General features: G+C 74.4%; 18 protein-coding genes and 1 pseudogene. 14 read left to right on the top strand and 5 right to left on the bottom strand.

Going from position 1 to position 22,177, the window contains the following annotated elements:
- Positions 1-75 precede the first annotated feature (75 nt).
- Positions 76-327, top strand: coding sequence for a WhiB family transcriptional regulator (locus tag ACIPM1_RS08290; protein WP_402430607.1), 252 nt, complete (start codon positions 76-78; stop codon positions 325-327).
- A gap of 134 nt (positions 328-461) precedes the next feature.
- Here ACIPM1_RS08290 and ACIPM1_RS08285 read toward each other — a convergent pair whose 3' ends face one another.
- A complete protein-coding gene (locus tag ACIPM1_RS08285; protein ID WP_402430604.1) occupies positions 462-1,886 on the bottom strand; it encodes a M1 family metallopeptidase in 1,425 nt (474 codons plus the stop codon).
- A gap of 178 nt (positions 1,887-2,064) precedes the next feature.
- On the opposite strand from ACIPM1_RS08285, the gene ACIPM1_RS08280 reads away from it, so the two are divergent.
- The gene (locus tag ACIPM1_RS08280) at positions 2,065-2,415 is read left to right on the top strand and encodes a DUF488 domain-containing protein (protein WP_402430601.1); all 351 of its coding nucleotides are present in this window, start codon (positions 2,065-2,067) and stop codon (positions 2,413-2,415) included.
- 198 nt (positions 2,416-2,613) lie between these two features.
- On the opposite strand, the gene ACIPM1_RS08275 is transcribed toward ACIPM1_RS08280, so the two are convergent.
- Both ACIPM1_RS08275 and ACIPM1_RS08270 read right to left on the bottom strand, forming a co-directional pair.
- On the bottom strand, positions 2,614-4,287 hold the full coding sequence (locus ACIPM1_RS08275; protein ID WP_402430598.1) for an FAD-binding dehydrogenase: 1,674 nt from the start codon (positions 4,285-4,287) through the stop codon (positions 2,614-2,616).
- Positions 4,288-4,311: 24 nt separating this feature from the next.
- Complete coding sequence (locus ACIPM1_RS08270; RefSeq protein ID WP_402430595.1) at positions 4,312-4,935, bottom strand: TetR/AcrR family transcriptional regulator; 624 nt, start codon at positions 4,933-4,935, stop codon at positions 4,312-4,314.
- Between the two features lie 166 nt (positions 4,936-5,101).
- Between ACIPM1_RS08270 and ACIPM1_RS08265 the strand changes: the two genes are divergently transcribed.
- The 3 genes from ACIPM1_RS08265 (at position 5,102) to ACIPM1_RS08255 (ending at position 7,829) form a co-directional block, all read left to right on the top strand.
- Positions 5,102-5,734 carry an alpha-ketoglutarate-dependent dioxygenase AlkB gene (locus ACIPM1_RS08265; RefSeq protein ID WP_356194847.1) on the top strand — a complete coding sequence of 211 codons (633 nt, stop codon included), beginning with the start codon at positions 5,102-5,104 and terminating at the stop codon, positions 5,732-5,734.
- Between the two features lie 94 nt (positions 5,735-5,828).
- Positions 5,829-6,584, top strand: coding sequence for an MBL fold metallo-hydrolase (locus tag ACIPM1_RS08260; RefSeq protein ID WP_402430592.1), 756 nt, complete (start codon positions 5,829-5,831; stop codon positions 6,582-6,584).
- Positions 6,585-6,593: 9 nt separating this feature from the next.
- Positions 6,594-7,829, top strand: coding sequence for a DUF4032 domain-containing protein (locus tag ACIPM1_RS08255; RefSeq protein ID WP_402430589.1), 1,236 nt, complete (start codon positions 6,594-6,596; stop codon positions 7,827-7,829).
- Position 7,830: 1 nt separating this feature from the next.
- On the opposite strand, the gene ACIPM1_RS08250 is transcribed toward ACIPM1_RS08255, so the two are convergent.
- Positions 7,831-8,703: a universal stress protein gene (locus tag ACIPM1_RS08250; protein ID WP_402430586.1), complete on the bottom strand. Its 873-nt coding sequence runs from the start codon at positions 8,701-8,703 to the stop codon at positions 7,831-7,833.
- A 304-nt stretch (positions 8,704-9,007) separates the two neighbouring features.
- On the opposite strand from ACIPM1_RS08250, the gene ACIPM1_RS08245 reads away from it, so the two are divergent.
- From ACIPM1_RS08245 to ACIPM1_RS08235, 3 genes are read left to right on the top strand one after another with little or no spacing between them, the layout of a single operon-like run.
- A complete protein-coding gene (locus ACIPM1_RS08245; RefSeq protein WP_402430583.1) occupies positions 9,008-10,684 on the top strand; it encodes an FAD-dependent oxidoreductase in 1,677 nt (558 codons plus the stop codon).
- Positions 10,681-12,147 carry an ATP-binding protein gene (locus ACIPM1_RS08240; RefSeq protein ID WP_402430580.1) on the top strand — a complete coding sequence of 489 codons (1,467 nt, stop codon included), beginning with the start codon at positions 10,681-10,683 and terminating at the stop codon, positions 12,145-12,147. Before ACIPM1_RS08245 ends, ACIPM1_RS08240 begins: the two co-directional genes overlap by 4 nt.
- Complete coding sequence (locus tag ACIPM1_RS08235; protein ID WP_402430577.1) at positions 12,144-12,494, top strand: UBP-type zinc finger domain-containing protein; 351 nt, start codon at positions 12,144-12,146, stop codon at positions 12,492-12,494. The genes ACIPM1_RS08240 and ACIPM1_RS08235 overlap by 4 nt, the downstream gene beginning before the upstream one ends.
- 143 nt (positions 12,495-12,637) lie before the next feature.
- Here ACIPM1_RS08235 and ACIPM1_RS08230 read toward each other — a convergent pair whose 3' ends face one another.
- Positions 12,638-14,431: a M4 family metallopeptidase gene (locus ACIPM1_RS08230; RefSeq protein ID WP_402430574.1), complete on the bottom strand. Its 1,794-nt coding sequence runs from the start codon at positions 14,429-14,431 to the stop codon at positions 12,638-12,640.
- A 423-nt stretch (positions 14,432-14,854) separates the two neighbouring features.
- On the opposite strand from ACIPM1_RS08230, the gene ACIPM1_RS08225 reads away from it, so the two are divergent.
- The 6 genes and pseudogenes from ACIPM1_RS08225 to ACIPM1_RS08200 all read left to right on the top strand — a co-directional run bounded on the left by ACIPM1_RS08225 (position 14,855) and on the right by ACIPM1_RS08200 (position 22,149).
- Positions 14,855-15,532, top strand: coding sequence for an AIM24 family protein (locus tag ACIPM1_RS08225; protein WP_402430572.1), 678 nt, complete (start codon positions 14,855-14,857; stop codon positions 15,530-15,532).
- Positions 15,533-15,702: 170 nt separating this feature from the next.
- A pseudogene (locus ACIPM1_RS08220) lies at positions 15,703-16,716 on the top strand (tetratricopeptide repeat protein); the annotation flags it as partial.
- A 329-nt stretch (positions 16,717-17,045) separates the two neighbouring features.
- Positions 17,046-18,086, top strand: a complete 1,041-nt coding sequence (locus tag ACIPM1_RS08215) for a polyprenyl synthetase family protein (RefSeq protein ID WP_402430569.1) — start codon at positions 17,046-17,048, stop codon at positions 18,084-18,086.
- 82 nt (positions 18,087-18,168) lie between these two features.
- Positions 18,169-19,128, top strand: coding sequence for a threonine/serine dehydratase (locus tag ACIPM1_RS08210; RefSeq protein WP_402430566.1), 960 nt, complete (start codon positions 18,169-18,171; stop codon positions 19,126-19,128).
- A gap of 386 nt (positions 19,129-19,514) precedes the next feature.
- A complete protein-coding gene (locus tag ACIPM1_RS08205; protein WP_402430563.1) occupies positions 19,515-21,137 on the top strand; it encodes a serine/threonine protein kinase in 1,623 nt (540 codons plus the stop codon).
- Between the two features lie 40 nt (positions 21,138-21,177).
- Complete coding sequence (locus ACIPM1_RS08200; RefSeq protein WP_402430561.1) at positions 21,178-22,149, top strand: LLM class F420-dependent oxidoreductase; 972 nt, start codon at positions 21,178-21,180, stop codon at positions 22,147-22,149.
- The last annotated feature ends 28 nt before the right edge of the window (positions 22,150-22,177 follow it).

Raw genomic sequence — 22,177 nt, 5'->3', positions numbered from 1 at the left:
ACCCCGCGTCGTCCGGACACCCGAAGACGAGTACACCCTTGGCACGGACGACTTTCGATCGCAGGTGACTTTTCTATGGACAACTGGCGAGACCACGCCGCGTGCCGCCAGGAGGACCCCGACCTCTTCTTCCCGATCGGCACCACCGGACCGGCGCTGCTGCAGGCGGAGCAGGCCAAGTCGGTCTGCCGGCGATGCCCCGTGCAGGAGCAGTGTCTGCGCTGGGCGATGGACACCGGGCAGACCATGGGCGTGTGGGGCGGGACGACCGAGAACGAGCGCCGCGCCCTCAAGCGGCGCACCGCCGCCCGGCGCCGTACCGCGTAGCGGCCCTCCGGCCCTCCGGCCCGTCTTCCGCCCCCGCGACACCGGGGGCGGAAGACGGGCCGCCGCGCGTGCGGCGGACGCGCGGACCCGGCGGATCGGCGGCGCGGGCGCCCCGGTACCGGCGGATCGGCCGCTCAGGCGCGGCGGGGCTTGCCCGGCTCGTACAGCCAGGTGTGGAGCAGTCCGGCCACGTTCTTGCCCGACACCCGCTCGGCCAGCGCGGTGAACTGGGCGGTGGTGCCGTGCCCGTGACGATGCCCCGCGGCCCAGGCGCGCAGGATGCGGAGGAACGCCCGGTCGCCGACGGCCCGGCGCAGTTCGTGCAGGGCCATGGCGCCGCGGGCGTAGACCGGGGTGCCGAAGAGGTGCGCGGGGCCGCCGGGGTCGCCGGGCGGATAGGCCCACAGCCCGTCGCTCGCCGGGCGGGCGTACAGCGCGTCGAAGGTCTTCTGGGCGCTGTCGCCGCCGTGCTGCTCGCTGTAGAGCCACTCGGCGTAGGTCGCGAAGCCCTCGTTGAGCCAGATGTCCTTCCAGCGGGTCAGGGAGACCGAGTCGCCGAACCACTGGTGGGCGTTCTCGTGGACCAGGGTGCTCAGGGCGGGCGCGCGGTCGTAGACCGGCCGGGTCTGGGTCTCCAGGGCGTATCCGACATTCGGCGCGTGGTCCACGATGGAGCCGGCCGCGCGGAAGGGGTACGGCCCGAACAGCCGGCTCTCCCAGGCGAGGACGGACGGCAGCTTCTTCAGGACGGGCGCGGCGGCGGCCGCCTCGCGCGGGTCGACGGCGTTGTAGACCTCGATGCCGTCGCGGGTGGTGTACCGCTCGACGTCGAACGTGCCGATGGTGGCGGTGGCCAGGTACGCGGCCATCGGCTCGCTCTGCCGCCAGCGGAAGGTGGTGCGGCCGTGGGAGGTGTGCCGGCCGCGGTAGACGCCGTTGGCGACCGCGGTGCGTCCTTCGGGCACGGTGAGGGAGAAGTCGTACGACGACTTGTCCTTGGGGTGGCCGTTGGCCGGGAACCAGGTCATCGCGCCCTGCGGTTCACCGGCGACGAAGGCACCGTCGTCGGTGGGGATCCAGCCGTCGGGGGAGCCGTCGGGGTCGGTCACCGGCTGTGGCGTGCCGCCGTAGTCGACGGCGACGCGGAAGGTGCGGCCCTTGCGCAGGGCGGAGCGCGGGGTGATGACGAGTTCCTGGCCGTCGCGGCGGTAGGCCGCCTTGACGTGGTCGACGGTGACGCCGGTGACCTTCAGGCCCTCGAGGTCGAGGTCGAACCGGGTCAGCCGCTGGGTGGCGCGGGCGGTGAGCACGGCCCGGCCGTCGAGGTGCCGGGCGTGCGGGTCGTACCGCAGGGACAGGTCGTAGTGGGCGACGTGGTAGCCGCCGTTTCCCTCGAGCGGGAAGTAGGGGTCGCCGGCGCCCGCGGAGCCGGCGGTGCCGGCCGCGGCGGGGCCGGCGGCGGCCAGCAGCGCCGCGACGGCGACGGGAACGGTCGTGACCACGGCTTCGCGCCGGAGGACGGCGATCCGTCCGGCGGTCCGCTTCCGGGGTGGCGTCACAGGGTCTCCTTGGGGGGTGGCCGGTGATCAAACGACCTCAGCGTAGGGGCCGTCCGCCGCGGACGCGCCCTCGTTCAGGTCAAGTCACGGGCGCGGTCCGCCGGATGGAGCCGCCCGGCCGGACCGCCGACGTATGCTCCGCCCCACGACCCGTCAGCGTGACGAGGAGAACCCGGCCGTGAGTGTCCGTGTGCGCCGCATCTACGAACCGCCCGAGCCCGACGACGGCGTGCGCGTCCTGGTCGACCGGCTCTGGCCGCGCGGCGTCTCCAAGGCGGACGCGCACGTCGACGAGTGGCCGAAGGATCTGACGCCGTCCACCGAGCTGCGTCGCTGGTACCGCGAGGGCGAGGCCTCGCACGAGGAGTTCCGGCGCCGGTACGAGGCCGAGCTCGACCGGCCCGAGGCCGCCGAACTCCTCGACCCCGTACGGGCCTTGACGCGGAAGGGGACGGTGACGCTGCTGACCGCGTCCCGAACACCCGAGGAGAGCCACGCGTCGGTCCTGGCCTCGCTGCTCGAGGGCTGAACCCGCCCGGGAGCGCGTGCCGGACTCCTGCCGGGAGCCCCGCACGAGCCGGTGTCTCTCCGTGCGGAACACCTCCCCGTGCGGGACCCCGCCCCGTGCGGAACACCTCCCCGTGCGGGACCCCGCCCCGTGCGGAACACCTCCCGGTACGGGGCCGTCACCCGGCGGGGACCTCCCGGGAGGAGCCGTCCCGTGCGCTCAGGCGGTCTGCCGTGCCGCGGCCCGCCCCGCCGCGCGGCCCGAGAAGAGGCAGCCGCCGAGGAAGGTGCCCTCCAGGGCGTTGTAGCCGTGGACGCCGCCGCCGCCGAAGCCGGCCACCTCACCGGCCGCGTACAGGCCGTCGACCGGGTGGCCGTCGGTGCCGAGTGCGCGGGAGTCGAGGTCGGTCTGGATGCCGCCGAGGGTCTTGCGGGTCAGGACGTGCATCCGGACGGCGATCAGGGGCCCGGCCTCCGGGTCGAGGACGCGGTGCGGGGCGGCCACCCGGCCGAGCCGGTCGCCGATGTAGCGGCGGGCGTTGCGGATGCCCTGGATCTGGGCGTCCTTGCTGTAGGGGTTCGCCAACTGCAGGTCGCGGGCCTCCACCTGGCGCCGCACCTCGGCCGCGTCGAGCAGCGGCTTGCCGGTGAGCCCGTTCATCTTCTCCACGAGCCGCTCCAGGGTGTCGGCGACCACGAAGTCCGCGCCGTGCCGCAGGAAGTCCCGCACGGGGCCGGGCGCGCCCTTGCCGAGCAGCCGGTCGCGCAGCACCGCCCTGCGGTCCTTGGCGGTGATGTCGGGGTTCTGCTCCGAGCCCGAGAGCGCGAACTCCTTCTCGACGATCTTCCGGGTGAGGACGAACCAGGAGTGGTCGTGGGCCGCGATGTCCTCGGTGGTGCGCAGGTGCCGCAGGGTGCTCAGCGTGTCGTATCCGGGCAGGCACGGGTCGGGCAGCCGGCGGCCGAGGGCGTCGAGCCAGACCGAGGAGGGGCCGGGCAGGATGCGGATGCCGTGGCCGGGCCAGATCGGGTTCCAGTTCTGCAGGCCCTCGGTGTAGTGCCACATGCGGTCGCGGTTGACCAGGCGGACGCCGGCGGCGGCGCTGATGTCGAGCATCCGGCCGTCGACGTAGGCGGGGACGCCGGTGACCATCTCCGACGGCGGGGTGCCGAGCCGCTCGGGCCAGTGGCGGCGGACGATGTCGTGGTCGGCGCCTATCCCGCCGGTGGTGACGATCACGGCCTGGGCGGTGAGCTCGAACTCGCCCACGGCGTCCCGGCTGGAGGCCACCCCGCGGGGCGAGTCGTCCGCGGCGAGGACGGTCCCGCGCACGCCGCGCGCGGCGCCCTCCTCGACGACCAGCTCGTCGACGCGGTGCCGGTGGTGGAAGGTCAGCAGCCCGTCCCGGGCGGCCTGCCGGGCGTGGTCGGCGAACGGCTCCACGACGCCGGTGCCGGTGCCCCAGGCGATGTGGAAGCGCGGTACGGAGTTGCCGTGGCCGTCGGCCCGCAGGTCGCCGCGCTCGGCCCAGCCGACGGTGGGCAGCAGCGTGATGCCGTGCCCTTCCAGCCAGGACCGCTTCTCCCCCGCCGCGAACTCGACGTAGGCGCGGGCCCAGCGCACCGCCCAGGAGTCCTCGTCGTCCAGCCGGTCGAACTGCGCGCTCCCGCGCCAGTCGTTCCAGGCCAGGTCGAAGGAGTCCTTGACGCCGAGGCGGCGCTGCTCCGGGGAGTCGACGAGGAACAGCCCGCCGAAGGACCAGTACGCCTGCCCGCCGAGGTTGGCGGCGTTCTCCTGGTCGACGAGGGCGACCCTGCGGCCCCGGCTGGTCAGCTCGTGCGCCGCGACCAGGCCCGCGAGGCCTGCTCCGACGACGATGACGTCCGCGTCCATGGCGACCGTTCCTTCCTCAGTTCCTCATCCGGGGGTGCCGCTGCCGTCGGTGAGCAGGGCGGTGAGCAGCTGCTTGAGCCAGGCGCGGGCGCGCTCGACGTCCTGGTCCAGCAGCAGCTGGGTGGTGACTCCGTCGTACGCGGCGACCACCGCGCGGGCCGCCCCGTCGGCGTCGCCGAGCACGGGGGGCAGCGGGGTGTGGCCCCGGGCCCGGCCCAGGCGCTCCGCGACGGCCCGCCGCAGCCGCGCCCGGTGTTCCAGCAGGGTCCGGGCCACGGCCGGGTGGCGGGCCGCGTGCACCAGGAAGTCGGTCTTGACCAGGAGCCAGTCGAGGTCGAGCAGCAGCACCTCGGTGACCCGGTCGACGGCGGCGGGCACGTCGAGGTCCGGACCGTCGAGCGCGAGCGCCCCGGCCACCTGGTCGGCGATCAGGTCGGCGCGCTCCCGGTACAGGGCGAAGAACAGCTCGTCCAGGGTGGCGAAGTTGGAGTAGAAGGCCCCCCTGCTGTAGCCGGCCGCCTCGCAGACCTCCTCGATCGACACCCGGCCGAAGCCCTTGGAGGCGAAGACCGCGAAGGCGGCGTCGAGCAGCTTGGCCCGGGTGCGCGCACGGCGCCTGGTGACGCGCCCGGCCGTTCCCTCCAGCACGTAGCCCGCCCCCTTCCGCGCCGCTTGCGTGTCCCGTCCGCGTTCGATACGCGAATGTATCCGATACAGCTTTGTATCGAAAGAGCCCGACGCAGCCCAGTGGCGCCGACCGCGGCGGGGGCCGCATGAAGGGAACACGTTTTCGATTAAGGAGTACGCTGGAGCCATGACCGCGCACCACCTCCAGGCCTCGCTCTTCGCCCAGGCCGACGAGCTCCGCCTCGGCCCGCTGACCGGGCTGCGCCGCACCCCGCTCGGCGCGGGCGCCTGGATCGACGTGCTGCCCGGGTGGCTCGCCGGGGCCGACGACCTCTTCGAGCAGCTCGCCGCCGAGGTGCCGTGGCGCGCGGAGCGCCGGACCATGTACGACCAGGTCGTCGACGTACCGCGGCTGCTCGCCTTCTACGGCACCGGCGACCCGCTGCCGCACCCGGTGCTCGCCGAGGCCCGCGCGGCGCTGTCGGCGCACTACGCCGGCGAGCTGGGCGAGCCCTTCACCACGGCCGGGCTGTGCTACTACCGCGACGGCCGGGACAGCGTCGCCTGGCACGGCGACCGGATCGGGCGGGGCGCGCGGGAGGACACGATGGTGGCGATCCTCTCCGTGGGCGCGCCCCGTGACCTGCTGCTGCGCCCGGCGAGGGGCGGCGGCGGGACGGTCCGGCGCCCGCTGGGGCACGGCGACCTGATCGTGATGGGCGGCTCCTGCCAGCGCACCTGGGAGCACTGCGTGCCCAAGACCACCCGGGCCGCGGGAGGACGGATCAGTGTCCAGTTCCGTCCGGCCGGTGTGCGCTGAGGACGCGCCGTCGCGCCGCCCCCGTCTCCCCGGCGCCGGGACGATCTGGTGGGATGTCCCCGTCGGGCGGCCACCACGGGATGCGGGGAGATCGATGCGGGCGGATGTGCGGCATGTCGCGGACGGCACCTACCTGGTGCACGGCAGCAACACCAACTGGGTGATCCTCACCGACGGGGACGCGGCCACACTGATCGACACCGGCTACCCGGGGGACCGGCGGCAGCTGCTCGACTCGCTGACGGCGGTGGGCAGTTCGCCCGAGGCTGTGCAGGCCGTGCTGATCACCCACGCCCACAACGACCATCTGGGCTCGGCCGAGTACCTGCGGGGCACCCACGGCACGCCGGTGCACCTGCACGAGGCCGAAGTGCCTCACGCGCGGCGGGAGTTCCTGCACCAGGTCTCCGTCGGCCGGGTGCTGCGCAACGGCTGGCGCCCCGGGGTGCTGCCGTGGGCGGTGCACTCCCTGCGCGTCGGCGGCACGGCCCACGTCCCGGTGGCCGCACCCGAGGCGTTCCCCGCGGCGGGCCCGCTCGACCTGCCGGGGCGGCCCGTCCCCGTGCACACGCCCGGGCACACGCGGGGCCACGTGGCGTTCCACCTTCCGGACGCCGGGGTGGTGGTCTCCGGCGACGCCCTGGTGAGCGGCCATCCCACCTCGCGGATCGCGGGACCGCAGCTGCTGCCCGACATGTTCCACCACGAACGCGCCCGCGCGCTGGCCTCGCTGGACATGCTCGAAGGCCTCGACGGCGACGTGCTGCTGCCCGGCCACGGCCCCGTGCACCGCGGCCCGGTCCGGCAGGCGGTCCGGCGGGCCCGGGAGCGGGCCCTGCCGGGCGGTTAGGGTCGTGCCATGGCCTTGCAGATCAACGCCACCAACCCGGAGCACCCGGCCCTCCTGCTCGAACTGCCGTGGGACGTGCCGCTGGAGGAGTGGCCCCAGGAGTACCTCGTCCCGCTCCCCCGCGGCATCTCCCGGCACGTGGTGCGCTACGCCCGCGCCGGCGACGAGGTGATCGCCGTCAAGGAGCTCGCCGAACGTCCCGCGCTGCGCGAGTACGGGCTGCTGCGCGACCTGGACCGGCTCGGCATCCCCGCCGTGGACGCGCTGGCCGTGGTCACCGGCCGCACCGACGGCGCGGGCGGCCCGCTGGAGCCGGTGCTGATCACCCGGCACCTGGGCGGCTCGATGCCGTACCGCTCGATGTTCGAGACCACGCTGCGCCCGGCGACCATGCACCGCCTGATGGACGCGCTGGCGGTGCTGCTGGTGCGGCTGCACCTGGTCGGGTTCGCCTGGGGCGACTGCTCGCTGTCCAACACGCTCTTCCGCCGCGACGCCGGCGCGTACGCCGCCTACCTGGTGGACGCGGAGACCGGCGAGCTCCACCCCCGGCTCAGCAACGGGCAGCGCGAGTACGACCTCGACCTGGCCCGCGTCAACATCAGCGGCGAGCTGCTCGACCTGGAGGCGTCCGGGGCGCTGCACCCCTCCGTGGACCCGGTGGAGTTCGGCACCGAGATCTGCGCCCGCTACGGGCGCCTGTGGGAGGAGCTCACCCGCACCTCCGTCTACCCGGCGGGCAAGTACCACTACATCGAGCGCCGGATACGGCGGCTCAACGACCTCGGCTTCGACGTCGCCGAGATGCAGATCCAGTCGTCCTCCAACGGCGACACGGTCACCTTCGTGCCCAAGGTCGTCGACGCCGGGCACCACCAGCGGCAACTGCTGCGGCTGACCGGCCTGGACACCGAGGAGAACCAGGCCCGGCGGCTGCTGAGCGACCTGGAGAGCTGGATGGCCACGCAGGACGACCACGCGCCGGGCGACGGGACGGCGGCCCGCCCGGAGGTCCTCGCGCACCGCTGGGTGCGCGAGGTGTTCCGCCCCACCGTGCGGGCCGTGCCGCCGGAGCTGCGCGGCGGCATGGACCCTGCCGAGCTGTACCACCAGCTGCTGGAGCACCGCTGGTACCTGTCCGAGCGCGCGCAGCACGACATCGGCCTCGACACCGCGGTCGAGGACTACGTCACCGCCGTCCTGCCGAAGGCGCGCGCGACGCTGGAGCCGACGACGCCGCGCTGAGTCACGGGTGCGGGACGACGGCCACCGGGCACGCGGCGTGGTGCAGCATCGCGTGCGCCACGGAGCCGATCGGCGCGCCCATCGCGGTGCGGTGGGAGCGCCGGCCCACGACCATCAGCTGCGCCCGCTCCGCCGCCGAGAGCAGCACCTGGCCCGCGCTGCCCATCTCGACGTACTCGACGACGGGGACGTCGGGGAAGCGTTCCCGCCACTGCCGCACCGCCGCGGCCAGCCCCTTCTTCTCGTACGGCTCCAGTCCCCCGGCCTCGTCGAGGAGCTGGAGGGAGCCGGGGCTGTAGGCGAACACCGGGGGCAGGGTCCAGGCCCGGACGACCCGGACGGTCGCGCCCCGGGCGGCCGCCGTCTCGAAGGCGAACCGCAGCGCGGGGGCGCTGTCCTCCGGCTCGCCGTGCTGGCCCACGACGATCTCCCGGCCGGCGGCCTCCGCGGCGGGGTCGTCGCCTGCCCGCACCAGGACCACGGGCCGCTCCGACGCGGCGATCACCCGCTGTCCCACGGAGCCGACCAGGAAGCCGACGAAGGCGCCGTGCCCGCGGGAGCCGAGCACCAGCATCTCGGCCTCGGCGGCGGCGCCGACCAGCGCGTCGACGGCGCCGTCCTGGAGGACGGCGGTGGTCACGGACAGTCCCGGCCGGCGGTCGGTGACGGTCCGGGCGGCCTCGTCGACCGCCTCCCGCACCCGCGCCAGCTGCGTGTCCCGGTCGCCCGCCTCGAACGCGTCGTGCGGCTCGAAGCGCCACGCGCCCACCACGCGCAGCGGCAGCCCGCGGCGCTCGGCCTCCCGGCCGGCCCACGCCAGCGCGGCGAGGCTCTCCTCCGATCCGTCCACCCCTGCCGTGATCGGACGCGTCATCCGGTGTGCCTCCCTGAGTCGGGGTCGAGTCCTGCGGGGTCCAGTCTTCCCCACTCCGCCCGCCACGATCTTTCCCCACTCCGCCCGGCCGGCCTTCCCCACTCCGCCCGGCCGGTCTGGCCCCCCTCTGCCGACCGGACTCTGCCGACCCCGGCCGCCCCCGGTCTCTCCCACTCCCCCGATGTGCCGCTCGCCGGGGCGAACCGGGGCGATCGAACATACGATGGGCGGAAGTCGGCGCGGTGGCCCCGTCCGCGACGGGGTGCGCCGGGCCCCCGGACCGACCGCTCGGGGTGGAAGACGCATGGCCCAGGCCGCGGAGGCAGCGCGGACCGTCATCATGACCGTGGACGACGATCCGGGGGTCTCCCGCGCCGTCGCCCGCGACCTCCGGCGACGCTACGGCGAGTCGTACCGGATCGTGCGCGCGGAGTCCGGCGGGTCCGCGCTCGACGCGCTGCGCGAGCTGAAGCTGCGCGGCGACCTCGTCGCCGTGATCCTCGCCGACTACCGGATGCCGCAGATGAACGGCATCGAGTTCCTCGAACAGGCGCTGGACGTGTACCCGGGTGCCCGGCGGGTGCTGCTGACCGCCTACGCCGACACCGACGCGGCCATCGACGCGATCAACGTCGTCGACCTCGACCACTACCTCCTCAAGCCCTGGGACCCGCCCGAGGAGAAGCTCTACCCGGTCCTGGACGACCTGCTGGACGCCTGGCGCGCCAGCGACCACCGCCCGGTGCCGCGCACCAAGGTGGTCGGGCACCGCTGGTCGGCGCGGTCCTCGGAGACCAGGGAGTTCCTCGCGCGCAACCAGGTGCCCTACCGCTGGTACTCCTCCGACGAGCCCGAGGGCAGGCGGCTGCTCGCCGCGGCCCGGCAGGACGGCCGGCGGCTGCCGCTGGTGATCACACCGGACGGCACGCCGCTGGTCGAGCCCGAGGCGCCCGAGCTCGCGGCGCGCGTGGGACTGGAGACCACTCCCGCGGCCGACTTCTACGACCTCGTCGTGATCGGCGGCGGCCCGGCCGGGCTGGGCGCCGCGGTGTACGGGGCCTCCGAGGGGCTGCGGACGGTGCTGGTGGAGCGGTCGGCGACCGGCGGCCAGGCCGGGCAGAGCTCCCGGATCGAGAACTACCTCGGTTTCCCGGACGGCGTCTCCGGCGCGCAACTGACCGACCGGGCCCGGCGGCAGGCGGCGAAGTTCGGCGCCGAGATCCTCACCGCGCGCGAGGTGACGGGCCTGGAGGTCGACGGCGCGGCACGGACCGTGCGCTTCTCCGACGGCTCCGCGGTCGCCGCGCACAGCGTCATCCTGGCGACCGGCGTCTCCTACCGGCAGCTCCCGGCGCCCGGCGCGGACGCCCTCACCGGCTGCGGGGTGTTCTACGGCTCGGCGCTGACCGAGGCGCCCGCCTGCGAGGGCCACGACGTCTACGTCGTCGGCGGCGCCAACTCCGCCGGACAGGCCGCGATGTACCTGTCCCGGGGGGCCAAGTCGGTCACGCTGCTGGTGCGCGGCGCCTCCCTGTCGGCGTCGATGTCGTACTACCTGATCCAGCAGATCGAGGAGGCGCCCAACATCACGGTGCGCTGCGGCACCGTCGTCGAGGCCGCGCACGGGACGAACCGGCTGGAGCAGCTCACGCTGCGCGACGTGGCGAGCGGGGAGAGCGAACGGGTCGACGCGCAGTGGATGTTCGTGTTCATCGGCGCCGCCCCGCTGACCGACTGGCTGGACGGCACGGTGCTGCGCGACGAGCGCGGGTTCATCCTGGCCGGACCCGACCTCACCGCCGAGGGCCGCCCGCCCGCCGGGTGGGAGCCGGACCGGCCGCCGTACCACCTGGAGACCAGCGTCCCCGGCGTGTTCGTGGCGGGCGACGCGCGCGCCGAGTCCGCCAAGCGCGTCGCGTCCGCCGTCGGAGAGGGAGCCATGGCCGTGATGCTCGTCCACCGCTATCTGGAGCAGTCGTGAACGGGCGGCCGATGCCGTGCAGCCCACGGGAGATCGGCTCGCTGTTCCTGTTCGAGAGGCTGTCCGCCGAGCAGTTGGGCCGGCTGTGCGGCGAGGGGCGGGTGGAGAGCTTCGAACCCGGGCCGGTGTACGCCGAGGGGGACCCGGCGACCTGCTTCTACGTGATGATCGAGGGCACGGTGGTGCTCTCCCGCCGGGTCGGGGGCGACGACGTGGAGGTCGGCCGCACCTCCCAGCGGGGTGTGTACGCGGGCGCCATGCAGGCGTACCTGGGCGACCGGGTCCGGCAGGTGTACAACAACTCGCTGCGGGTCACCGAGCCGACCCGGTTCTTCGTGCTGCCCGCGGACACGTTCGCGAGCGTCGTGCGGGAGTGGTTCCCCATGGCGGTGCACCTGCTGGAGGGGCTGTTCCTCGGCACCAAGAGCACCCAGGCGGCGATCGGGCAGCGGGAGCGGCTGCTGGCCCTCGGTTCGCTGTCGGCCGGGCTCACCCATGAGCTCAACAATCCCGCGGCGGCGGCCGTCCGGGCCACCGCGTCGCTGCGGGAGCGGGTGGCGAAGATGCGGCACAAGCTCGCCGTGATCGCCGAAGGCCCCTTCTCCCGCGACGCGTTGGCGCGTCTCATCGACATCCAGGAGCGCACGGCCGAGCGGGTCGCCAAGGCGCCGGCCCTCAGTCCGCTGGAGGCCGCCGACCGGGAGGACGCCCTCACCGAGTGGCTCGAGGACCACGGCATCGACAACGGCTGGCAGTTGGCGCCCACCTTCGTGCAGGCCGGATTGGACGTCGACTGGCTGGAGCAGGTCGCGGCGGCCGTCGGCGAGGAGATCCTGCCGGGCGCGGTGGGCTGGCTCAACTACACGGTGGAGACCGAGCTCCTGATGGACGAGATCCAGGACTCCACCACCCGCGTCTCCCGGCTCGTCGACGCCGCCAAGCAGTACTCCCAGCTGGACCGCGCCCCCTACCAGGTCGCCGACGTGCACGAACTCCTCGACTCCACGCTGCTGATGCTGTCGGGCAAGATCGGTCCGCGCATCGAGGTGGTCAGGGAGTACGACCGTACGCTGCCGAAGATCCCCTGCTACCCGGCCGAGCTCAACCAGGTGTGGACGAACCTCGTCGACAACGCGGTCTCGGCGGTCGCCGGCGCGGGCGGGGAGGGCACGCTGACCGTGCGGACGGCGCGGCACGACGACCGGCTGCTGGTCGAGTTCCAGGACAGCGGGCCCGGGGTGCCGCCGGAGATCCGCGACCGCATCTTCGACCCCTTCTTCACCACCAAGCCGGTGGGCCAGGGCACCGGCCTCGGCCTGGACATCTCCTGGCGGATCGTCGTCACCAAGCACCACGGCAGCCTCCGTGTGGAGTCGGTGCCGGGCGACACCCGCTTCCAGGTCCTGCTGCCGCTCGCCGCCGCCCCCGACGACACCCCGCTCACCCCCGAGGAGGCCGCATGACCGGCGACTTCGCGATCGACCCCGGCGTCCCGCCGAGCGGCACCGGCTGCGTCGAGTGCGACGCGGCCGGCGGCTGGTGGTTCCACCTGCGGCGCTGCGCCGCGTGCGGGCACATCGGCTGCTGCGACGACTCGCCGTCCCGGCACGCCACCGCCCACTACCGGGCCACCGGGCACCCGGTGATCCGCAGCTTCGAGCCGGGCGAGAGCTGGTTCTGGAACTACGACACGAACGAGCTGTACGAGTCCGGCCCCGAACTCGCCCCGCCCTCCGGCCACCCGGCGGACCAGCCCGCCCCGGGTCCGGCCGGACGGGTCCCGGCGAACTGGGCGGACATCCTGCGCTGAACCACGGCCGTCGGCCCGGCTCGGGCCGGGCCGACGGCCGGGCCCGGCCCCCGCGACGGCGGACGCGTCCGGCCGTGCGGGAGGCGGAAGCGCGGGTGCCCCGCTCGGGGCGGGGCACCCGGGCCACCGTCCGGGGGGAGCCGTCAGTGGCGGTCCGCCGGGGTGTTGGCGGCGGTGACGTTGACCGCGGCCCAGGCCCGGTCCACCGTCTTGTACGCCGTGCTGCTCGCGCCGTAGAGGTCCTTGGCCGCCTTCAGCGTCGCGACGCGCGCGTCGTGGAAGTCGGTCGTCGAGACCATGTAGCGGGTCAGCGCGCGGTAGAAGATCGCCGTGGCCTTGGTCCGGCCGATGCCCTTCACCGTCAGCCCGTGGTAGGCGGGCGAGTCGTAGGTGAAGCCGCCGATCGTCTTGCGGCCGCTGCCCTCGGCGAGCAGGTAGAACGCGTGCGAGGAGACGCCGGATCCGGCGTGCACCTCGGTGTCGTACACCGCCGGCGACCAGTAGTCGATCGTGCCCTCGAGCTTGTCGAGGGAGGGGTGGTCCAGGCGGCGCAGGAACTTCTGCGCCAGGCCGAGCTTCTCGCCGAGGAGGTAGTTCGGCGGGTTCTTCGGGTTGTTGGTGAAGAACTCGACGTCGGATCCGAAGATGTCGGCCAGGGACTCGTTCAGCGAACCGGGCTCGCCGTACTGGTTGCCGTCGGCGTCGACGCGGGTGGGCTCCAGCCGGGCGGTTGCGTCCACCACGCCGTGGGTGAGCTCGTGGCCGGTGACGTCGAGGACGACGAGCGGCTTCTTGAACATCCGGCCGTCGCCGTCGCCGTACAGCATGCAGTCGCAGGTCGGGTCCCAGAACGCGTTCGCGATCCGGTTGCCGAAGTGCACCATGGCCTTGGCGCCCTTGCCGTTGTTCTCGATGCCCTTGCGGCCGAAGGTCTTCTTGTAGAAGTCCAGCGTCTTGGTGACGCCGTACTGCGCGTCGACGGCCGCGCTGGTGCGGCTGGAGGTGGAGCCGTTGCCCCACTTGTCGGTGGTGCTGGTGAACTTGGTGCCCCGCGAGAAGGTCTCCAGCTCCCGGTTCTTGGCGTCCCGCGTCTCCGTGCCGTAGCGGCTCGGGTCCCGCAGCAGGAAGCTGGTGCGGGCGGTCCGGGTGGTGGTCAGCGAGACCTTGCCCACGAAGAGGGAGGAGCCGGTGCCCGTGGCGGGAGACGGGTAGCGGGAGGCCGCGGCGGTGGGGACGGCGCCGACGGCGGACAGCGGGGCGTCGCCGGTGGCCGGGTTCAGCGTCTCGCCCCGCTCGCGCAGGGTGTCGAGCAGCTTCGGCGACAGGAACTCGTCGCTGTCGGGCGTGTTGCTGCGCACCGTGCCGGTGACGGCGTCGACGACGACCGTCCGGGAGCCGTTGCCCTCGGTGGTGGCGCTGCCGGTCACCCGCACCTGGTAGGCCAGGGCGGACGCGCCGTCGCGGGCGTCCACCACGAGTTCGGCGCCGCCCGCGTCGCCCCGGGCGACGGAGGCGGCCTTGGCCTCCGCCTGCCGCGGCGTCAGCCGGGCCTCGGTGGTGGCGGGTTCGACGGTGTGGCCGGCCGCCCGGGTGACTCCGGTGTACGCCAGCTTCGCGTCGAGGTGGACGACGAGGTCGCCGCCGAGCACGGGCATGTCCTGATGGGTCCGCACGAACCGGACGTGGCGCGCCCCTTCGGGGTCGAGCATGACGTCCTCGGCCCGCAGCCCGTCCCCCCGGGTGACGCCGGTCGCCGAGGCGTGGGCGAAGGCGGCGGCGCGGGCGGCCTCCACCACGGAAGCGGCCGAGATGCCGGCGGACGACACGGTGTGGTCCGTCCCCGTGGGGGGAGTGGCGAGCGCCGTGCCGGCCAGGCCCGTGACGGCCGTCGTCACCGCGACGGCGACCGCCACGCTGCGTATGTGGGGTCTGCGCACTCTTGAGGGTCCTTCGTTCGGGAGAGCGGCCGGGATCACCGGGCGCGCCCTTGGACATGGCGCCTCGGCGCCACGGGGGCTGGTCGGGCCCCGGGGCGAAACCCTGAAGGATCAGTCATGTCCATGTAAAGCGCGAATGAAGTATTCCGTGCGCTTCATGGCAATCCTTTGCCAATCCGTCCCACTCAGTGATCAGCGAGCGACCAACTGTGTGTCGTCCGGGGAGATGTGACGGGGCGCGAGAGGGTTGCCTCGCCCGAATGTGATCGATCTCGCACGGGCGACGCGCGGACGGAGACGGGCCACCCCGCCCGACCCCGCCGTGACCGACGACCTCGCCCGGTGATCCAGGGCCCCCCTCCCGGATCCCGCAGGGGACGCGGGCCCTGGGCGGAACGCATCGCTCCGGGCCACGATGCCCGGATGAAGGGTGACCTCTTTTCCAGTGAGCACATGGTGCGGCCCGCGTCCGCGCCCGGGATGACCGTCGAGAACGCCAAGTGCGTCAAGTACACGGTGGACGGCGAGATGCTGGCCCGGCAGGGCTCGATGGTGGCCCACCGCGGCGACCTGCGGTTCGAGCGCAAGGGCCAGGGCGTGGGCGGCATGATCAAGCGGGCCGTCACCGGGGAGGGGCTGCCGTTGATGGCCGTGCGCGGGCGGGGCGAGGCCTGGTTCGCGCACGAGGCGCAGAACTGCTTCGTCGTCGAGCTGGGCGGGGGCGACGAGTTCACCGTCAACGGGCGCAACGTCCTGTGTTTCGACGCCTCGTTGTCGTACCAGATCAGGACGGTGAAGGGCTCGGGGATCGCCGGCGGCGGGCTGTTCAACAGCGTCTTCACCGGGCAGGGCGCGCTGGGGCTGGTGTGCGAGGGCGATCCGCTGGTCATCCCGGTGACGCCGGAGCAGCCGGTGTACGTGGACACGGACGCGGTGGTGGGCTGGACCGCCCACCTCCGTACGTCACTGCACCGCTCGCAGTCCCTCGGCTCGATGCTGCGCGGCGGGTCCGGCGAGGCGGCGCAGCTGATGCTGCAGGGCGAGGGCCATGTCGTCGTACGGCCCAGTGAGGCGACGCCGCAGAAGGCGCAGCAGCACTGAGCGAGCCGGACCCCGAGGGGTGATCTGCGCCCCGCAGGCAACCCCGTCGCGCGCACCGGCGTCTTGACCTGCGACAGACAGCCCCGGCCCCGCGCCCGGTCGCGGGGCCGGGGCTGGTTTCCGACGCACTATACACATCATGTATACACACCGTGTATAGAAAGGTACGCATGTACGGCAAGGCATTCGCCCCGGAGTACCAGGGCGCCCTCACCTCCCTGTCCGTGAACTCCTCCCTCACCGACGTCCTGGCCGCGGGGAGAGAGCGGCTCGCGGCCGCCGAGCGGGCCGGGCAGCGGATCGAGGCGGCCCGTTCCGGCCTCGCGGTCGCCGAGGCGCACCGGCGGCTCGGCCAGGTGGGCGAGGCGGACCGCGCCTGGAAGGCGAGTTACCGGACCGCCCGGGAGGCCGGTGACCCGGGCGCGATGGCCTGGGCGCTGTGGAGCGGCGGCACCCTGGCCCGGCAGCGCGGCGCGTTCGCCCTGGCGTGGCGGCTGCTCGGGTACGCGGCCGAACTCGGCGAACGCGGCGGGGACGTGGTGGTGCGCGGCTACTCGCTGGCCGGGCTCGCCGAGACCGGCCGCATCCAGGGCGACTACGAGGCCGTGGGCCGGCTGCACGAGCGGTTGCTCGCCGAGGCCCGCAGGCGCGGCGAGGCCCGGCACACGGTGTGGGCGCTGGAGGGCATCGCGCAGATGCACCGCAACACCGGCTCGTACGACACCGCGTACGCCCTCTTCGAGGAGGCCGCCGGCATAGCCGCGCGCGCCGAGGACCGCCGGGGGCACGCCTGGGCGCTGCGCGGCCTCGCCGACCTGCGCTCCGTGCGCGACGGGGACGTGGCGGGGGCGCTCGCGCTGCTGTCGGAGGCCGAGGAGTCGTGCCGGGCGATGAACCTGGCGGGCGCGCTGGCCTACAACCACAAGATGCGGGGCAACGTGCTCTACCGCGCCGGTCGGTACGCGGAGTCGAAGGACGTCTACCGGCAGGCGCTCGCGGAGTTCCGCGCCATCGGCGAGCCGCGCGGCGAGGCGCTGTCCCGCCTCGGCCTCGCCAAGTCCCACGCCCGGCTGGGCCGCGACCGCGCCGAGACTGCGGCCGAACTCGCCGACCTGGCCCGCACGATGGACCGCATCGGGCTCCGGCACGCGCGGGAGATGGTGGCCCGGGCCCAGGAGGAGTTCCTGGGCCCGGACGCGGCGGCCGCCTTCGACCGCCCGGCGGAGCCTTGTTCCGGCCCGCCGGCGAAAACCCGTTGCGGCCTGCCGGCGGAAGCGGGTTCCCGCCCACCGGCCGAAGGCGGCGCGCCGCAGGGCGCCGGCCAGGACTCCCCGGCCCGGGACGCCGACGCCGGCCAGGACTCCCCGGCCCGGGACGCCGACGCCGGGGAGGGCTCCCCGGCCCGGTCCGCTGTCGGGGAGGGCTCCCCGGCGCGGGTCGCGGACGACACCCGGGGCGCCGCCGTACCCCACGGCCACACCACCGAGGGCACGACCTCCCCCGAGGTCGTGCGATGACCGCCGGCTCGCCCATCGCGCCCGTGGCAGTGGACTTGCCCGAAGTCCTGGACCGGTGCCGGGCGTTGATGCGGCCCGCGATGGAGGTGGCCGTCGGCGGGCTGCATCCGTGGGTGGGCGAGATGGCCGGCTACGCGCTCGGCTGGTGCGAGGTCGGCGGGGCTCCGGCGGCGGCCGCGCCCGGCGGCAAGGGGGTGCGGCCGGCGCTGGCGGTGCTGGGGGCCGAGGCGGCCGGGGCTCCGGGCCGGACCGGGGTGCCCGCGGCGGTCGCGGTCGAACTGGTGCACACTTTCTCGCTGCTGCACGACGACATCATGGACGGCGACGCCACCCGGCGCCGCCGACCGGCCGTGTGGAAGGCCTACGGCACCGGCCCGGCCGTCCTCGCGGGCGACGCCCTGTTCGCGCTGGCCGTCGAGACGCTCGCCGCGGCCCCGGACGGTGCGGCGGCCCTGCGCCGGCTGTCGGCGGCTCTGGCCGATCTGCTGCGCGGGCAGGCCGACGACCTCCGGTTCGCCACCCGTCCCTGGACGGGCCGGGGCCGGGTGCGCCCGGAGGCGTACCGGACGATGGCGGAGCACAAGACGGGCGCGCTGCTGGGCTGCGCGGCCGCGCTGGGCGCCCTGCTCGGCGGGGCGCCGCGGGCGACGGTGGACGCGCTGGACCGGGCCGGCCGGCACCTCGGGACCGCCTTCCAGGTGGTCGACGACATGCTGGGCCTGTGGGGCGATCCGGCCGTCACGGGCAAACCCGTCCACGCCGATCTGCGCGAGCGCAAGAAGACGTACCCGGTGCTGGCCGCGCTCGACGCCCCGCATCCGGCCGCCCGGCGACTGGCCGAACTGCTGGAGTCGGACGGGGATCCCGCCGGCGCGGCCGCGCTGGCCGAGGCGGCCGGCGGCCGGGCCGCGGCCCTGGAGGGGGCCCGCCGTCAGGTCGCCGCGGCCCGGACGGCGCTGGCCGCCGTGCCCCTGCGGGCCGCGGCCGCCGCCGAGCTGGACGCGCTGCCCGCCTTCCTGCTCGGCCGCGCCCTCTGAAGGTGTTGACCCGCGCCGCGTCCCCGGGTCAGGGTCGGGGCGGCGCGGATCATCACCCCCCGCGCCGGAAAGGTGAACTGCCTTGATCGGCATCTCGGAGATCGAAAGCGCGGCCGAGCGGATCGCCGCACACGTGGTCCGCACCCCGACCGTGCCGAGTCCCGGCCTGTCCACGCTGCTCGGTGTCCCGGTGACGGTGAAGCTGGAACTGCTCCAGCGCACCGGCTCGTTCAAGGCGCGCGGCGCGACGGCGAAGCTGCTGTCGCTCGGCGCCGCGGAGCGGGACGCGGGGGTGGCGGCGGTCAGCGGCGGCAACCACGGCATCGCGCTGGCGGTCATGGCGGCCGCACTCCAGGTGAAGGCCACGGTCGTCATGCCGCGGTCGGCGCCGGCCCGGTCCATCGAGACGGCGGAGGCGGCCGGCGCCGAGGTGCGGCTGACCGACGACATGGACGGCGCGTTCGCGCTGGTGCCGCGGCTGCGGGACGAGGGCCTCACCCTGGTCCATCCGTTCGACGATCCGGTCGTGGTCGCCGGACAGGGCACCGTGGGCCTGGAGTTGGCGCGGGACGCCGGCGACCTCACCGACGTCCTCGTCAGCATCGGCGGCGGCGGGCTGATCTCGGGTGTCGCGGCGGCGCTGCGCGCGCTCCGCCCCGGGGTACGGATCTGGGGGGTGGAGACCGAGGGCGCCGAGGCGATGTCCGCGGCGCTGCGGGCCGGGGGCCCGCGGCCGGTGGCGCTCTCCTCGGTCGTGACGACGCTCAGCGCCCCGGCGGTGTCGCACCTGACGTACGACCATGTCCGCGCCCTCGTCACCGAGGTGCTCGTGGTTCCGGACCGGGAGGCCGTGCGGGGCTGCCTCGCCCTCGCCGAGCACGCCAAGGTGTGGACCGAGCCGGCCGCGGGCTGTCTGCTGCCCGCCGCCTGGCTGGTGCGGGAGCGGGTCGGGCCGGACGCCCGGCTCGGGCTGGTGGTGTGCGGGGGCAACGCGACCACCGCGGACATCCTGTCCTGGGCCGAGCGCTTCGGACTGCGCTGAGCCTTGGTCGCAAATGCGCCGTACCGGTGCCGCTGGGGTCGAATTCGGCCGCCGATCGAGTTTACCGATGGTTACCACAGGTGGGCCGGGCCGTATTCGACCGCCGGATTCCGGTGCGGAAATCACGCGGGCGTCCCGCTCGGACGGAAACGGAACTTCTCCGGCCTCTTCCGGTCGGGTCCGCCGGCCGTCCGAGCAGCGCACTTGGCCCGCGGCGGCCGGGTCCGGCCTCCCCCGCCCGGCGGCGTACGGATTTCGTCGCACACACGGCCGGAACCTTTGAGTAAAAGGCGGGAACCGCCGACTCTTCGCCGATCCCTTGAACACACCCCGCCGTGGCCGTCGTACCACTGGGAAAGGTGAGAGCCACGGGGTTTCAGCGAGGGATGACCATGGTCGAGGCGCACGTCTCCGGACACGATCTGGTGGCCGGACGGTACCGGCTCCTGGAGGTCGTCCACCGCGAGACGAACCAGGTCTGCTGGTACGGCGAGGACGTCGAGGCGGAGCGCCCCCGCCTGCTGACCCAGACCGGCCTCCCCGCCGGCACCGGGGAGGAGAGCGTCCGCCGGGTCACCGCCCGTGTCACACGCACCGCCGAGACCATGGGGCTGCTGCGGCCGGGCCGGGTAGCCAAGGTCGTCGACGCCGTCACGGAGGCCGGCACGCTGTGGACGGTCACCGAGTGGATCGACGGCACACCCCTGGGCGAACTGCTCGCGGCGGACGGCGCGTTCAACTACGTACGGACGTCCCGGATCGGGCTGGAACTGCTCGACGTGCTGGAGGCCGCGCACGCCGAGGGGATCACGCACGGCGAACTCGGCCCCGGCCAGGTGTTCGTGCGGGAGCGGGGCGGGGTCGTGGTGACCGGGTTCGGCCTCGCGGGCGCCACGCTCGCGCCCCGGGTCACCGCGCCCTCGTACGCCTCGCCGGAGCAGGCCCGCGACGAGCGGATCGGGCCGGCCGCGGACCTGTGGGCGCTCGGCGCGCTGCTCTACACGATGGTCGAAGGGCGCCCGCCGTACCGGGACCGGGGCCGGCCCGAGGTGACGCTGAAGGGCGTGGACCGGCTGCCGCTGCGCGCCCCGGTGCGGGCCGGCCCGCTCACCCAGGTCGTGCAGGGGCTGCTGCGGAAGGACTCGCGGGAGCGGCTGACCCGTCCCGTGGTCCGCGCGGCGCTCACCCGCGTGCTCCACGAGGATCCCGCGACGCTCGCCCCGGGCGGGGTCCGGCCCCGGCTGCGCGGCGCCTGCGCCGCGGCCCGGGACGCGGGCCGCGTCTGGAGCCGGCGGACCATGGCCGTGGGCACCACGCTCGCGGTGGTGACCGTCGCCGTCGCGGTCCTTGCCGCCACCCACCAGCTCCCCGGCACCGGCACCACCGGGGCCGGTGCCGGCTCCCGCTCCGGCGCCGCCGACCACTCCGTCCCGCGCCCCGCCCTGCCCGGCACCGCTCTGCCGGCCGCCCCGCCGGCGGCCTCCGCTCCGACGACGGCGCCGCCCTCGGCGACGGCGCCGGGTCCGCCGTCGGGCTTCCGCGTCTACGACGCCCCCGAGGGCTTCTCCGTCGCCCTGCCCACCGGCTGGAAGCGGCTGCGCACCACCCGCGCCTCCGACCTCGCCTACCGCGTCGTCTTCGGCGCGGCCGGGGACGACGAGGGAACAGGCGAGGGGCGCACGTTGGCGGTGACGTACAGCGAGCGGCTCGGACCGGACCCGGTCGCCGTGTGGCGCGACGACGTCGAGCCCGGTCTGGAGCGGACCTCCGGGTACCGCCGGATCGGCTCGATCCGCGCCACCACGTACCAGGGGTTCCGGGCCGCCGACATGGAGTGGCTGTCCGGGACGGGCGCGGACCGGGTGCGCACCTTCGGGCGCGGCTTCCTCCTCGGCGGCCACCGGGGCTTCTCGCTGCGCTGGACGACACCCGCCGAGGACTTCGCGACGACCTCCGCGCGCCAGGCGCTCGCCGTCTTCCTGCGGACCTTCCGGCCCTCTGCGGACTGACCCGCCGTTGTCCGCCCGGGGAGCAGGGGACTCGCCGGACATGGTGCAGATCGGATACACGATGATGACCGAGCAGGCCGGACCCCGTGAGCTGGTCGGCCATGTGGTGCGGGCGGAGGAGGCCGGGTTCGACTTCTCGGTGACCTCGGACCACTACTTCCCGTGGCTGCGCTCGCAGGGGCACTCGCCCTACGCGTGGAGCGTCCTCGGCGCCGCCGCCCAGGCGACCTCGCGCATCCCGCTGATGACGTACGTGACCTGCCCGACCTTCCGCTACCACCCGGCGGTCGTGGCGCAGAAGGCGGCGACGATGCAGCTGCTGTCGCAGGGCCGGTTCCGGCTCGGCCTCGGCTCGGGCGAGAACCTCAACGAGCACGTGGTGGGCGGCGGCTGGCCGTGCGTCGACGTACGCCACGAGATGCTGGAGGAGGCCGTGGGCATCATCCGCGACCTGTTCGAGGGCGGTCATGTCACCCGGCACGGCACCCACTTCGACGTGGACTCGGCACGGCTGTGGGACCTGCCGGACGAGCCGCCGCCGCTCGGCATCGCCGTCTCCGGCGAGCAGTCCTGCCGCCTGGCCGGCCGGCTGGCGGACCTGGTCATCGCCACCGAGCCCAAGGCCGGTCTGCTGGAGTCCTTCGACCGGCACGGCGGGGCGGGCAAGCCGCGCGTGGGCCGGCTGCCGGTCTGCTACGACCCCGACCGCGACGAGGCCGTGCGCCGCGCCCACGACCAGTTCCGCTGGTTCGGCAGCGGCTGGAAGGTCAACTCCGAACTCCCCCATCCGGACGCGTTCGAGGCGGCCACCCAGTTCGTCACCCCGGACGACGTCGCCGGGTCGATTCCGTGCGGCGACGATCCGGACGCCTTCGTCGAGGCCGTACGCCCCTACGCCGAGGCCGGGTTCACCGAGATCGCGCTCGTCCAGATCGGCGGCGAGTCCCAGGAGGCGTACCTGGACTGGTCGGCCAAGACGCTGCTGCCCGCGCTGCGCGACGCGCTCGGCTGAGCCGGGAAGAAGTAAATCACCCGGACGC

The organism is Streptomyces sp. NPDC086766 (assembly GCF_044746005.1).
Classification (GTDB): domain Bacteria; phylum Actinomycetota; class Actinomycetes; order Streptomycetales; family Streptomycetaceae; genus Streptomyces.
The sequence above is the reverse complement of the archived record's forward strand: the minus strand, read 5'-3'. Positions and strand labels throughout refer to the sequence as shown.